The 12,309-nt window shown below is 73.2% G+C and carries 12 protein-coding genes and 1 pseudogene; 5 read left to right on the forward strand and 8 right to left on the reverse strand.

Going from position 1 to position 12,309, the window contains the following annotated elements; genetic code table 11:
• Positions 1 to 87 precede the first annotated feature (87 nt).
• Positions 88 to 375 (forward strand): annotated as a pseudogene (locus tag AB0D94_RS30110) (DUF1524 domain-containing protein); the annotation flags it as partial.
• Positions 372 to 650 carry a hypothetical protein gene (locus AB0D94_RS30115; RefSeq protein ID WP_362058082.1) on the forward strand — a complete coding sequence of 93 codons (279 nt, stop codon included), beginning with the start codon at positions 372 to 374 and terminating at the stop codon, positions 648 to 650. The pseudogene AB0D94_RS30110 and the gene AB0D94_RS30115, both read left to right, overlap by 4 nt.
• A gap of 4 nt (positions 651 to 654) precedes the next feature.
• On the opposite strand, the gene AB0D94_RS30120 is transcribed toward AB0D94_RS30115, so the two are convergent.
• From AB0D94_RS30120 to AB0D94_RS30135, 4 genes are all read right to left on the reverse strand, one after another.
• Positions 655 to 1,782 carry a YncE family protein gene (locus AB0D94_RS30120; RefSeq protein WP_362058085.1) on the reverse strand — a complete coding sequence of 376 codons (1,128 nt, stop codon included), beginning with the start codon at positions 1,780 to 1,782 and terminating at the stop codon, positions 655 to 657.
• Positions 1,779 to 2,393, reverse strand: coding sequence for an ankyrin repeat domain-containing protein (locus AB0D94_RS30125; RefSeq protein WP_362058088.1), 615 nt, complete (start codon positions 2,391 to 2,393; stop codon positions 1,779 to 1,781). Before AB0D94_RS30125 ends, AB0D94_RS30120 begins: the two co-directional genes overlap by 4 nt.
• A 196-nt stretch (positions 2,394 to 2,589) precedes the next feature.
• Positions 2,590 to 3,123, reverse strand: a complete 534-nt coding sequence (locus AB0D94_RS30130) for a GNAT family N-acetyltransferase (RefSeq protein ID WP_362058091.1) — start codon at positions 3,121 to 3,123, stop codon at positions 2,590 to 2,592.
• Positions 3,124 to 3,169: 46 nt separating this feature from the next.
• Positions 3,170 to 4,162: a 2-oxoglutarate and iron-dependent oxygenase domain-containing protein gene (locus AB0D94_RS30135; protein WP_362058094.1), complete on the reverse strand. Its 993-nt coding sequence runs from the start codon at positions 4,160 to 4,162 to the stop codon at positions 3,170 to 3,172.
• A gap of 218 nt (positions 4,163 to 4,380) precedes the next feature.
• Here AB0D94_RS30135 and AB0D94_RS30140 point away from each other — a divergent pair, with 218 nt between their 5' ends.
• Complete coding sequence (locus tag AB0D94_RS30140; protein ID WP_362058208.1) at positions 4,381 to 5,163, forward strand: VOC family protein; 783 nt, start codon at positions 4,381 to 4,383, stop codon at positions 5,161 to 5,163.
• Here the strand turns inward: AB0D94_RS30140 and AB0D94_RS30145 are convergent.
• Both AB0D94_RS30145 and AB0D94_RS30150 read right to left on the reverse strand, forming a co-directional pair.
• Positions 5,133 to 5,978, reverse strand: a complete 846-nt coding sequence (locus AB0D94_RS30145; RefSeq protein WP_362058097.1) for a class II glutamine amidotransferase — start codon at positions 5,976 to 5,978, stop codon at positions 5,133 to 5,135. The two genes, AB0D94_RS30140 and AB0D94_RS30145, sit on opposite strands and share 31 nt — an antisense overlap.
• Before the next feature lie 90 nt (positions 5,979 to 6,068).
• Positions 6,069 to 7,166 (reverse strand): glutamate--cysteine ligase, encoded by a 1,098-nt coding sequence (locus AB0D94_RS30150; protein WP_362058100.1) that lies wholly within the window; start codon positions 7,164 to 7,166, stop codon positions 6,069 to 6,071.
• Positions 7,167 to 7,340: 174 nt separating this feature from the next.
• Here AB0D94_RS30150 and AB0D94_RS30155 point away from each other — a divergent pair, with 174 nt between their 5' ends.
• Positions 7,341 to 7,529: a DUF6381 family protein gene (locus tag AB0D94_RS30155; protein WP_362058103.1), complete on the forward strand. Its 189-nt coding sequence runs from the start codon at positions 7,341 to 7,343 to the stop codon at positions 7,527 to 7,529.
• Positions 7,530 to 7,701: 172 nt separating this feature from the next.
• Here the strand turns inward: AB0D94_RS30155 and AB0D94_RS30160 are convergent, their stop codons facing one another.
• Positions 7,702 to 8,982: a M64 family metallopeptidase gene (locus AB0D94_RS30160; protein WP_362058211.1), complete on the reverse strand. Its 1,281-nt coding sequence runs from the start codon at positions 8,980 to 8,982 to the stop codon at positions 7,702 to 7,704.
• A 211-nt stretch (positions 8,983 to 9,193) separates the two neighbouring features.
• On the opposite strand from AB0D94_RS30160, the gene AB0D94_RS30165 reads away from it, so the two are divergent.
• Positions 9,194 to 10,573, forward strand: coding sequence for a helix-turn-helix transcriptional regulator (locus tag AB0D94_RS30165; protein ID WP_362058106.1), 1,380 nt, complete (start codon positions 9,194 to 9,196; stop codon positions 10,571 to 10,573).
• On the opposite strand, the gene AB0D94_RS30170 is transcribed toward AB0D94_RS30165, so the two are convergent.
• Positions 10,536 to 12,188 (reverse strand): MFS transporter, encoded by a 1,653-nt coding sequence (locus tag AB0D94_RS30170; RefSeq protein ID WP_362058109.1) that lies wholly within the window; start codon positions 12,186 to 12,188, stop codon positions 10,536 to 10,538. The genes AB0D94_RS30165 and AB0D94_RS30170 overlap by 38 nt on opposite strands.
• Between the last annotated feature and the right edge of the window lie 121 nt (positions 12,189 to 12,309).

Here is a 12,309-nt window from a genome sequence, read left to right on the forward strand (position 1 = left end):
CCGGATAACGCGACGCTGACAGGAAGGACACGGGCCTGGATGCACCTGTGGCCGACGTCGATGACGCTAAGGAACGGGTACGGATAACACATGGTGCCCCTCGCCGAGGGCTGGCGCTCCGGCGCGGCCGGCTGGGACGCGGCCAGGCGCAAGGCCTTCGCCAACGACCTGACCCATCCTCAGCTGCTCGCCGTCACCGCGTCCTCCAACCGGTCGAAGGGCGACCAGAGCCCCGACCTGTGGCAGCCGCCGGAGCGTTCGAGCTGGTGCCAGTACGGCCGGGCCTGGACCACCGTCAAATCCGCGTACGACCTGACCGTCACCGAGCCGGAGAAGAAGATGCTCACCACCATGCTGGACACCTGCGCCTCATGACCGGGGCACGGCAGTGGCAGGACGAGGTGCTCGCCGGGCCGGGCGGTGCGATGACGGACGAGGTCGGGGTGATCACCGGCCCGCTCACGCTGCGCTCCACCGTGGCCGGGGACCTGCTGCGCATCGACGTCCAGTACAAGGACGCCGACGAGTGGTACACGCTCACCGGCAGCCCCCTCCCCCACCACGGCGGCCCCGCCGCGCTGCACGCCGCCGCGCTCGCGGCGATCCGTGCGGGCGGCGGCGCCCAGGTCCCCGGCTCCGCTCCCGCCTGAGCGCTCAGAGGACGGCGATGCCCAGCGGCCTGGCGCCCGCGGGAAGGCGGCGGGTGCTGCCCTTGTCGAGGTCGACGACGGTGATGCCGTTCCAGTAGCCGTCACGGGTGTAGCCGCCCGTGACGTAGGCGGTGCGGCCGTCCGGGGAGACGGCCACGTCCTCGTGGGGACCGTCGAGCGGGTGGACGCGCTCCGCGCCGTCCGGGGAACGGACCGTGAGCGAGGGGCCCTTGCCGTCCCCGGGCCGCACGGCCCCCGTGCCGACGACCAGGAGGCGGCCGTCGGGGGTGCCCGTCGCACCGTGCTGATGGGTGTCGGCGGTCATCGGCTCGACCGCGGTGGCGCCGGTCCGCGGGTCTACGACGGCGAGCCGCTCGCCCTCGAAGGGCAGCAGCAGCCTCCCGTCGGACGGCCGTACGACGGCGTAGTGCGGCTTCAGCCAGGAGGCGAGCCCGCCCTCCGTCCCGTACGGGGCCACCTCGATCCGGCGCGGCCGGAGCGGGCCCGCCTCCACCACGGTGACGTCGAAGGAGTCGTGACCGGTGACGTAGACCTCGGCGCCGTCCCTCGAGACGTCCACGTCGAAGGGGCGCCGGCCCACCGGGACCACGGCCGTGACCTCGGACTTCGCCGTGTCGACGACCTCCAGCACCCCGGTGGTCCCGGGCACGTTGACCCCGACGTAGGCGCGCGCTCCGTCGGGCGAGAGCGCGATGCCCATGCCGCCGCCGCGGTACTCGCCGTCCGTGACGGGTCCGGTGCCGGTGCGGTAGGGGATCAGGGCGGTGCGCCGGCGGGTGTGGGTGTCGACGACCGCGACCCCCTCGGCCGTGGCCACCCAGGCCCGGCCGTCCGCGCCGACGGCCAGCCCGTACGGCGCCCTGCCCACGGGAACCGAGGCGACCGCGCCGCGCTCCGCGTCCACGAAGGTGACCGTGTCGGCGCCGAAGTCGGCGGTCAGGAGGGTGCCCTGGGGGGTCCGCGCGGTGGACGGCAGCGGGGAGGCGGCGGAGGGCGCCGGCGCGGCCGGGCGCTGCGCGGAGTCCTGCGGCTGCGGGGTGCAGGCTCCGGCCGCCAGGACCACGGCCAGCGCGGCGAGGAGCGTACGGGTACCCGTGGCGCGGCGGCTCATCGGCCGGCCTCCCGCTCCGCCGCCTCCCGCAAGAGGCGCGCCATGCCGTCGAAGCCGCGGCGCGCGGCGTGCTCGTACGGGGTCACCCCGTCGTGGTCGCCGAGGGCGGGGTCGGCGCCGGCGGCGAGCAGCGTAGCGACGATCTCCTCGTGGCGCGGGCCGCCGTCGCCGAGGATCACGGCCTCCAGCAGGGCGGTCCAGCCGAGCCGGTTGACGTGGTCGGCGTCGATGTCCGTCTCGTCCAGCACGGCGCGCACGTACGCGGTGTGCCCGCGCTCGGCGGCCGGGATGAGGGAGATCCCGCCGAAGCGGTTGCGCAGCTTCAGATCGGGCCCGGCGGGCAGCAGCAGCCGCATCATGCGGACGCTGCCGGTGACGCCGGTGACCAGCCAGGGGCTGTCCTCGCGGGAGTCCTGGGCGTTCGGGTCGGCGCCCGCGGCGAGCAGCAGCCCCGCGGCGTCCAGGTGGTCGCCGAGTACGGCGAGCAGCAGCGGGGTGCGTTCCTGCGCGTCGCGGGCCTCCACGGCGGCGCCCGCGGCGAGTGCCGCGGCCACCTCGGCCGCGTCGCCGCGCCCGGCGGCGGCGAGGAGCTGTCGGTCGTGCGGGGTCATGGTGTCCCTCTCGGCTCCGGGGCGGGGAGGGACCACGTACGCCCTCCCGCTCCCCCGTTCCATGGTCACCGCGGCGGGGGCCGGGGCCGGTCCGCCCGCCGGGCGGAGCCCGCGAGCGGTCCGGACGAGGCCCCAGTCATCCGATCGGCCGATGCGCGGAACGGGAGCCGGAGGGTGTGTTGCCGACAGGGCCGGATCAGGCCTCGTACTCGGTGAGGTCGATGCCGTGGATCTGGAGGAGGTAGCCGTCCTGGGGGTGGGTGGTGTCGCGCTCCAGCACCATGCCCAGTTTGCGGATCACGTTCTCGGACTCGTCGTTGCCCGACCGGTTGATGGCGACGACCCGGTCCAGCCCCCGGTCCTGGAGGGCGAACTCCAAGGTGGCCTGGGCGGCCTCGGAGGCGTAGCCCTGGCCCCAGTACTGGCGGCCCAGCCGCCAGGTGATCGCGACGGCCGGGTACACCTCGGGCAGGTACTCGGGCAAGGAGAGGCCGACCGCGCCGATCAGCTCGCCGGATCCGAGGAGCTCGACGGCGAAGATCCCGAAGCCCTCCTCGTCCCACTCCTCCTCCCAGCGCTCGATGTCCTCGGCGGTCTCCTCCAGGTCGCGGACCGAGCCGTCGCCGATCCACCGCATCACTTCGGGGTCCCCGTTGATCTCGGACAGGGGGACGAGGTCGTCGTCGTGCCAGCGGCGGAGCAAGAGGCGGGGGGTGAGGATCTCGGTCATGCGGCCCATCCTGCCGAACACCGGTGCGCAGCGGTAATCGGGGCCCTCATCCCGGGGTCGCGGTGCCCTGCGGCTCGGTGACGCTGATGGCGTCCAGCTTCGCCCGCAGGTACGTGTGGGAGTCGACCGGGTCGTGCACCACGCGGCCGACCGGGGCGGGCAGGGACTCCACCCGGGTGTGCGGGTCGCACTCGTAGAAGTAGACCAGCGAGATCAGTTCCTCGGCCGGTGCGTCGGCGGGCGGCGGCAGTACCCGGTGGCGGCCCGCGCGCCAGCGGTCTCCCGTCCAGCGGGCCATCAGGTCGCCGATGTTCACGGTGAGCGCGGCCGGGTCGTACGGGGCGTCCTGCCAGCCCTCGGCGTCGGTGTGGATCTGGAGGCCGCCCGTGCCCAGCTGCCGGTCGAGGACCGTGACGGTGCCGAAGTCGGTGTGCGCGCCGATGCGGAACTGGCCGGGCAGGGGTGGGCCGACGACCTCGGTGCCCGGGTACCAGTTGACGTTGAAACCCCAGGTGGGGTGGGAGGTGTGGCGGGTGAAGTGGTCCTCGGCGAGGCCGAGGGCGGTGGCCAGGAGTTCCAGCAGCTCGTCCGAGAGGGCCCGCATCCGGGACAGGTACTCGGTGACCAGGGGCCGCAGCGCCGGCACCTCGGCCGGCCACGCGTTCGGGCGGAACCACTCCTGGTCCACGGACGGGATCCCGGTCGGGTCCTCCGCGGCCCAGGACCAGGACTCCTTGAGGTCGGGAGGGGAGGCGGTGCCCTCCGCGTAGCTGTTGGCCTCGGCCCCCGGGCCGAGCCAGCCCCGGCCACCGACCGTGACCGCGTACGGCTCCTTCGTACGGGCCGGCAGCCGGAAGAACGCGGCTGCCTCCTCCCGGATCCGCGCGGGCAGCGCCGGGTCCACTCCGTGCCCGGTGACCAGCAGGAATCCGGCCGCGCGCAGGGCCTCGTCGACGCGGGCCGCCGTACGGGCCTGGGCGCCGGCGTCGCCGGAGCGCCACGGGCCGAGATCGATCACGGGTACCTGGGTGCTCACCATGCGGGGACCTGCCTTCCGAGCGGGATCCGGGCGTCCGGGAGAGAGGTTAGCGCCGTACGGGGCCGGGCGGTGAGGGCGCGGGGGCGTGTCCCGGCGCCACGGGGAAGGTCGTGATCCGTCCCGAAAGGGACCAGAATGAGACTCGGGGCTCACGGAGGGACGGAGCTGTGAAAGTTTCCACCAGGGAGGTCTTCGGGGCTCCGTGCTGGGTGAGCCTGATGGCCCGCGACCTCGGCACCGCGCAGCAGTTCTACGGAGCGGTCGCGGGCTGGCGGTTCCGGCGGGGCCGCCTCGGCGAGGCCTTCTCGGTCGCCGAGCTCGACGGGGTACCGGTGGCGGGTATCGGGGCGCTGGCGGCGGACCTGGGGGTCGCGGTGGCCTGGACCCCGTACTTCGCCGTCGACGACGCCGACGTGGCCGTGGACCGCATCCGCGAGCGCACCGGCACGATCGCCGTCGGCCCGGTCTCCTTCCCCTCCGGCGGCCGCGCGGCGCTGGTCGCCGACCCGGACGGGGCGGTCTTCGGGATCTGGGAGGGCGATGTGTCCTCGGACTGGCGGGTGGGCCAGGGCCCGGCCCCGGCCTGGCTGGAGCTGCGGACCAGGAACGCCTTCGACGCGGCGATCTTCTACGGCGCGGTGCTGGAGTGGGCCACCGGCCGGGTCGGCTGCTGCGAGGTCTCGTACGAGGAGGACCAGGTCGTGCTCCGGCAGGGCGGGGAGCCCGTCGCCCGTCTCAACAGCGGCCCCGTCGAGCTCGCCGGCTACGCGGCGCACACCAGGCCCCGCTGGCACGTCCACTTCCGCGTCCCGCGGCTCGGGCCCGCGCTGGAGGCGGCTCTGTCCCTCGGCGGGCGGACCGTCTCGGACGTCACCTCGAACGCGACGGAGCGGTGGGTGGCGATGCGTGACCCGGACGGGGCCCTGTTCACCCTCACCACGGCCCTGAAGGACGAACCGGACGGGCCGGGTCAGGGCGGTTCCGGGATGAACGGCAGGTAGTCCTCCCCGGGAGGCGAGGGGATCACCGTGTAGCTGGCCTCGGGAAGTTCGTTCCACACCCCGGGGAGGTCTCCCAGGGGTTCGGAGACCACGACCCGGGTGGCGTCGGAGACCTCGCTGAGGAAATGCGTCTCGGGGTGCAGGCGCCGGACGGTCTCGGCCTTGCTGCTGTAGTAGAGCGAGCGGGACCTGCCCTGGCTGGAGTAGCGGAAGGCCCACACCCGCTCGCCGTCGCTCACGGCCACGGTCATCTGGAGCGGGTCCGCCACCCCGTGTTCCTTGCCGAGGCGCTCCACCAGGCCCGCCATCCGGGCCACGGCGCCGGGGACGTCCTGGTCGAGGCCGTAGGTGACCGCCAGGTAGAACATCACCTCGGAGTCCGTGGAGCCCTCGATGGAGGAGAAGAGCGCCGGGTCGACGGCCATGCACAGGTCGCGCTGGAGGCGTTCGAAGTCTGTGATGGCCCCGTTGTGCATCCACAGCCAGCGTCCGTGGCGGAAGGGATGGCAGTTGGTCTGCTGGATCGCCGAGCCGGTCGAGGCGCGGACGTGCGCGAAGAACAGCGGGGAGCGGACGTGTCCGGCGAGTTCGCGCAGGTTGCGGTTGTTCCAGGCCGGTGCGATGTCGCGGAAGACCGCCGGGGTGCCGTCCCCTACGCCGTCGGCGCTGTACCAGCCGATGCCGAAGCCGTCCCCGTTGGTCGATTCGACGCCGAGGCGGGCGTTCAGGCTCTGGTTGATGAGCGAGTGCTCCGGGCGGTAGAGCACGGCGTCGAGCAGCATGGGGGAACCCGAGTAGGCGAGCCAGCGACACATGAGCACCATCCCCTTGTCGGCCTGGTCCGAGCCTAAGCCCGGGGCCGGGGGGCAGGCGCGGCTGGGGCGCGGCTGATCGGCCGGACGGCCCTACGGGGTGGCGGTGATCCGCGCGCACGCGCGCACGACGGCCTTCAGATCGCCGCTCGCACGGTACAGCCGCCGCTGTACTTGCGCCCCGCTGCCACGCTCGAAGAGCTCGTCGATGCCCCGGAGGGCCGCCGCCGCGTCCCCGTGGTCCTCCAGGGCGTCCCGTACGTGGCCGAACAGGGCGTCGACGGCGGCCCGTGCGGAGGTCTCCCGCATGGTCGCCGGGTGGATCAGGGGGCCGTCCAGACCCGAGCGGGCCGCCCGCCAGGACGCGAGGCGGAGCAGGCTCACGCCGATGCGGGCCGGCGGCTCCCCGGCTTCCCAGGCGCGGGCCGCGGTTTCCACGAGGCCGCGGACGAGGGTCGCGACCAGGACGGTGGTCTCGGGATGCAGGCAGACGTCCGCCACCCGGGTCTCGACGGTCGGGTAGTTCACCCCGAGCCGCGCGTCGAAGTAGATCATGCCGTTGTCGCGGAGCACTCCGGTGTCCACCATGGCGGCCACCTGCCCGTGGTAGCGGTCGGCGCTCCCGAAGATCTCGGTGGGGCCTGCCGAGGGCCAGCGGTTCCACACGCGGCTGCGGTAGCTGCCGTAACCGGTGTCCTCGCCCTGCCAGAAGGGCGAGTTGCCGCTGATCGCGGTGATCACGGGCAGCCAGGGGCGGATCCGGTCGAGGACGGCCACGCCCTCCTCGTCGGAGGCCACGGAGACGTGGACGTGACAGCCGCAGGTCAGCTGTTCCTGGGCGGTCATGCCGTAGCGCTCCGCCATCCACGCGTAGCGCTCGCCTGGGCTGTTCGAGGGAATCACGCGCACCGGTGACGTGGCCAGTGCGGCCACCGCGGCCCCGGCCGCCCGCGCGTGCCGGGCGGCCACGGACCGCCACCGGGTGATCTCCTGCGAGAGCTCCTCCATGGCGGTCACGGGACGCGTCGCGAACTCCACCTGCTCGCGTTTCAGCTCCTTCTCGAAGATGTGGTCGGTGCCGCATGCCGCATCGCGGGCCGCCCCGTCCAGGACCAGGGCCGCCACGGACAGCGGCTCTCCGCTCTCGGCTCCTACGAGGAGGAGTTCCTCCTCCACACCCACGCTCCGCACGCCCACCGCCCATGTCCGAGTCCCGCGCTGTGCCGATGCTGCACGACTGCCCCCCTCACGGCCTGTCATGCCCGGAAGGGTCGGCATCACGCTCAGTAATGGTTCGAGATGCGATCGTACGGTACTGCTGCTTCGCTGGATCCGCCCGCTCTCCCCACGGATCTAGGAGTGATCATGAGCGTTGCAGGCGGTTCGCAGGGCCGGTCCCAGCAGTTGCGTGCCAAGGCCAAGGAGCTGAACGAGGCGGCCCAGCGCGCCACCGACCCGGAAGAGAGCCGGCGGCTGCGGGACAAGGCCCGGCGCCTCCAGGAGCAGAGCGAGAAGGAGGGCGGCATGGACGACCGCGGGATGGACCCCATGTAGCCACCGTCCCGCGGAACCTCCTCCGCGCCCGGCTCCGGCCGGTGTCCGCCGCGACCGCTCGTCGCCGCGGGCACCGGCCGGGCCCGTTCCGGCACGGCCTGATCGACGAGACACCCTCTGGAGACGCAGCTGCCGGAGACACGGCTGGAGGCACCGGCTGGAGACGCACCTGCTAGAGACGCACCTGCCATTGCGCGGTGGAGCGCAGGGTGCGGGCGATCCCGGGGTCGCGGACCGAGGGGGTGCGGTCCTCGGCCGTGACCGTCAGCCGGTGCGTGCGCAGGTCGAAGAGCCACAGCTCGGCCACCGCCACCTCGGTCCGGCCCTCGAACCTCTTCAGCTCCCGGCCGTCCAGGTACCAGCGGACCACGAGCTGTCTGCCGTCCGCGCCGGTCAGCCGGGGTACGGCGGCCTTCGCGGTGTGGCGCAGCCGCAGGGTGCGGTCCGTCGGGGTGAGCGGGGTGACGGTCCTCGCGTGCCGGTGGAAGCCGGCGATCATCGCCTCGATGCCGGGGAGGTTGAAGGGCTTGCCCAGGACCCGCATCAGTGAGGCGTCGGTGGGCCGGTGGAGCCCGGTGACGAAGTAGCCGCCGCCCTCGTACGCGCCGACGGCGCCGCCGTCCGGCGACTCCTCGCCGAGCCAGCGGTACCACTTGGCGCGCTGCGCGGCCATCCGGTCGGCGGGGAGGGTGGAGCTGTTGGAGTCGGCGGGCTCGGGGCCGGTGTACTTCTCGTAGTCCGGGACGCCGGGGTAGAAGTACTCGTCGGCGAGCTTGCCGAGGGAGTGGCCGGTCTCGTGGATGGCGACCTGGCCGGACTTGGCGTGACCCGCCGAGGCCGTCGATATGCCCTCGTAGCCGAGGGTGGCGCTGGGCTCGTTGTAGCCCGCCCCGCCGTACTTGGCGCTGTTGGCCAGGACGAGGACCAGGTCGGCCGCCGGCGCCTTGGCCACGTAGGTGTCGACCTTGGGCTGGTCGATGCAGAGCAGCCGCTCGATGTCCCCGCACCAGAAGTACGAGCCGAGGGCGGTGTCGCGCACGGTGGCCGGGTCGGGGTCACCGGAGACGCCGGATTCGTTCGAGACCGCGTCGACCGTCCAGACGTTGAAGAGGTTGCGGTAGGTGGTGTACGGCTCGACGGCCGTCACCTCGTCCCATTTCTGCCGGGCGTCGGCGTGGAACTTCGCCAGTTCGGCGGCGGTGTATCCGTCGCCGACGACGACCACGTCGAGACGGTCGTCCGTGGGTCCGTTGTCGATCATCTTGGTGACGTCGCCGTCGGCCGACCGCTCCGCCTCGGAGAGGCGTGCGGTGGACTTCGCCCGGCCGCCGGCCGGTACGAGGGTGTGGCCGGAGCCGGCGTCGCCGCCGTGCTCCGGCCCCGGTATCTCGACCTCCACCCGGGCTTCCGCGGGCGCGCCGGACGCGCCGGCGGGTGCGACGGCCAGCAGCATGGCGCTCGCGCAGATCCCCGCGACGGCCGCCCGCAGTGCTGCGCGGACGGTCGGACGCCTGACTGGGACCATGAAGTCCTCCCCCGGGAAAGAAAGTTAAGCAGCTGGATCAATTTGCTGAATCGGTTGCTTAACCTAGGTGGCGCGCGGAAGGTGCGCAATGGCCTCCTCCCCCTGAATACTGGGGAGTTCGAACAACCAGGGGGACTCCATGGACGAACCGGCCCAGATCGGCCGCCGGGTTCAGCGCATGCGCACCGGACTCGGCCTGACCCAGCGCCAGTTGGCGGGCAGCTCGTACACACCTGCCTACATCTCCACGCTGGAGGCGGGCAAGGTCCGACCCTCGGAAACCGCCCTGCGCTTCCTCGCCGAGCGGCTGGGCACCTCGTACGAGGAACTGACCACCGGACGCCCCGCCCATCTGGGCACCGAGCTGCGGCTGGCCCTCACCGACGCCCAGCAGACCCTCGCCACCGGCGCGGCGGACGAGGCCGCCGTGCGCTACCGGCAGCTCCTGACCGACGCGGAGCAGCTGGGGCTGGCCGCGGAGCAGGCAGAGGCCCAGCTCGGACTCGGCGACTGCGCCCTGGAGACGGGGGAACTGCCCGGGGCGATAGCGCACTTCGAAGCGGCCGAACGCCTGCTGGCCGAGCAGCCGCTCCCCTCCCGCGCCCGCCCCATCCGCGGCCGCGCCGTCGCGCACCTGCTCGCCGGCGAGCTGCGCTACGCCTGCTACCTCCTCGAGTCCACCATCGACGAGCTGGGTACGAGCGGGCTGGCCGATCCCGAGGCGCTGGTCCTGCTGTACGCGGCGGTGATCGGGCCGTACATCGACATGGGCGCGCACGCCCGCGCCGCGCACGCCGCCGAACTCGCCCTCGCACTGGCCCCTCAGGTCAGCGATCCGGCGCTGGTGGCGGGCATGCACCGGCAGGTCGCACGGACCTTCCTCGCCGAGGGGCGGGTCGCCGACGCGGACGCCTCCCTCGCCAAGGCCCAGGCGATCTACGCACAGCTGCGGCTGCGTACCGATCTGGCGCACTGCCACTGGATGCGCGGCTACGTCCAGGCACAGAACGGGGAACTCGACTCGGCCGAGCGGGAGTTGCGTACGGCCCGGGAGATGCTGGCGGCCAGGCGGGCCGCGCTGTACACGGCCCAGGTGGAGGTGGAGCTGGCCGACGTACTGCGCCGGCTCGGCCGGTACGAGGAGGCCGCCGCGCTCCTGTCGGCGCTGCTGGAGCTCGGGGACCGGCACGGCGCCGTGCACGCGGGCGGCGCGCACCGGCTCCTCGGCCTGATGGCCGAGGAGCGCGGTGAGACCGAGTCCGCCGAGGAGCACTACGTACAAGCGCTGGCCCTGCTGGAACGCAGCGGGGCCACGGGTGACCTGGCCGATCTGTGCCGGCTGCTGGGTGACCTGCTGCGGCGGGCCGGGCGGACCGAGGCCGCCCTGGACGCGTACCGCACGGGCCTGGGCCACCGGGCGGCGCCCGGCACCACCACGCTGGGTCCGGCGCCCGCCGCGCCCGCCTTCGCGACCTCTGCCGTCAGTGGTTCTCGGTGGGCTGGAGGTCGCGCGGGATGAGCGCCCAGGTCGTCGCCGCGGCGGCGACCGCCAGGGCTCCGGCCATCAGGAACGCCGGGGTGATCGCCAGGGTGTAGGCGTGCGAGGCGGTGTCGGCGAGGGCCTGCCCGACGGCGCCGCCCAGCCGCTCGGCCGTGTGCGCGGCCTCGCCGACGGAGCCGCGTACCGCCTCGGCACTCGGACCGTCCAGGTCGAGGACGGGGAGGTTGCCCCGGTAGAGGGCCGCGGCGGCGGACCCGAGGATGGCCACGCCCATGGCCGAGCCGAGTTCGTAGCAGGTCTCCTCTATCGCGGCGGCGCTGGACACCTCGGCGGCGGGCGCCGCGGAGACCAGGGTGACCGAGGCGACGGTGGTCGCGATGCCGGCGCCCGCCCCCATGACGGTCAGGGCGACGGCGAAGGCGGGGTAGCCGAGGCCGGTGAACTGCTGGAGGGTCCACGGCAGGGCCATGCCCGCGGCCAGCACGACCAGTCCGGCGCCCAGTACGTGGCGGATCGCGAAGCGGTGCATCAGGGTGGGCGCCACCATCGAGGCGCAGATCAGCGCGAGCGGGGCGGGCAGCAGCCGCAGGCCGGCCTCCAGCGGGGTGTAGCCCTGGCCGTACTGGAACCACTGGGTGACCAGGAACAGGATCGCGCCCATGCCCACCATGGGCAGGAAGATCGCGGTGGCCGCGACGCTGAAGGCGGGCTTGGCGAACAGCCGCACCTGGAGCAGCGGGTGGTCCAGGCGCAGCTGCCGGCGGACGAAGACGGTCAGCAGGACGGCGGCGACGAGGAGGAGCGCCCAGGGCAGCGGGTCGCCGACGCCGCTCTTGCCGAGCTGCTTGATGCCGCCCGCGAGGGCGAGCATGCCCACGATGGACTGGGCGACCCCCCACCAGTCCCAGCTACCTGCGGCGCGCACGGAGCGCGATTCGGGCAGGTAGCGCAGTCCGGCCGCGACGATGAGGGCGGCGACGGGCAGGTTGAGGAGGAAGGCGGAGTGCCAGCCGTGGTCCTGGACGAGCAGTCCGCCGACGACGGGGCCGAAGGCCATGCCGCCGCCGAAGACGGCCGCCCAGACGGCGAGCGCGAAGGCGCGCTCCTTGGCGTCGGTGAAGACGCTGCGCAGGATCGACAGGGTGGACGGCATGATCGCGGCGCCGCCGACGCCGAGGAGGGCGCGGGCCGCGATCACGTGCCAGGCCTCGGTGGAGAACACGGCGATCAGCGAGGCCACCGAGAAGATGCCGAAGCCGGCCATGAGGAGCCGCTTGCGGCCCCAGCGGTCGCCGAGGGCTCCGGCGGTGACCAGCAGGCCGGACAGGGCGAGCGCGTAGACGTCGATGATCCACAGCTGCTGTACGGCGCCGGGCTGGAGATCGCCGACGAGCGAGGGGAAGGCCACGTTGAGGATCGTGGTGTCCATCGAGATCAGCAGGAGGCTGCCGGAGAGGATCGCCAGGACGATCCAGCGGCGGGGGTCCCGCGAGGGGGTGTGCATGAGATTCCGTTCAGGATCGGGCTGTGTGGCGCGGCCGGTCCCGGCGCCGTCGGCGATCTGGACCATCGAGGCGCTCCGGTCCCTGGCGAGGACGCGCGCGGCGCCGTCCAGCCGTTCTTTTTCCCGCACGATAGTGAGCCTCCTTCGCCTCGAACGATACAAGATTGTCTCACTTGAGGCAAAGCCGACCCATTGAGCGCCTGCCGTTGCGCAGGCCTGTCATGTGGTGCGTCGCTACGATGGAGAACCG

Source organism: Streptomyces sp. NPDC048255 (assembly GCF_040652415.1).
Taxonomy (GTDB): Bacteria; Actinomycetota; Actinomycetes; order Streptomycetales; family Streptomycetaceae; genus Streptomyces.

Excerpts from the sequence above, each read along its gene's own strand:
- AB0D94_RS30125 (WP_362058088.1), bottom strand. The coding sequence starts at position 2,393 with ATGACCCCGCACGACCGACAGCTCCTCGCCGCCGCCGGGCGCGGCGAC.
- AB0D94_RS30135 (WP_362058094.1), bottom strand. The coding sequence starts at position 4,162 with ATGGTGAGCACCCAGGTACCCGTGATCGATCTCGGCCCGTGGCGCTCC.
- AB0D94_RS30115 (WP_362058082.1), top strand. The coding sequence starts at position 372 with ATGACCGGGGCACGGCAGTGGCAGGACGAGGTGCTCGCCGGGCCGGGC.
- AB0D94_RS30145 (WP_362058097.1), bottom strand. The coding sequence starts at position 5,978 with ATGTGTCGCTGGCTCGCCTACTCGGGTTCCCCCATGCTGCTCGACGCC.
- AB0D94_RS30120 (WP_362058085.1), bottom strand. The coding sequence starts at position 1,782 with ATGAGCCGCCGCGCCACGGGTACCCGTACGCTCCTCGCCGCGCTGGCC.
- AB0D94_RS30160 (WP_362058211.1), bottom strand. The coding sequence starts at position 8,982 with ATGCTGCTGGCCGTCGCACCCGCCGGCGCGTCCGGCGCGCCCGCGGAA.
- AB0D94_RS30165 (WP_362058106.1), top strand. The coding sequence starts at position 9,194 with ATGGACGAACCGGCCCAGATCGGCCGCCGGGTTCAGCGCATGCGCACC.
- AB0D94_RS30155 (WP_362058103.1), top strand. The coding sequence starts at position 7,341 with ATGAGCGTTGCAGGCGGTTCGCAGGGCCGGTCCCAGCAGTTGCGTGCC.
- AB0D94_RS30140 (WP_362058208.1), top strand. The coding sequence starts at position 4,381 with ATGGCCCGCGACCTCGGCACCGCGCAGCAGTTCTACGGAGCGGTCGCG.
- AB0D94_RS30130 (WP_362058091.1), bottom strand. The coding sequence starts at position 3,123 with ATGACCGAGATCCTCACCCCCCGCCTCTTGCTCCGCCGCTGGCACGAC.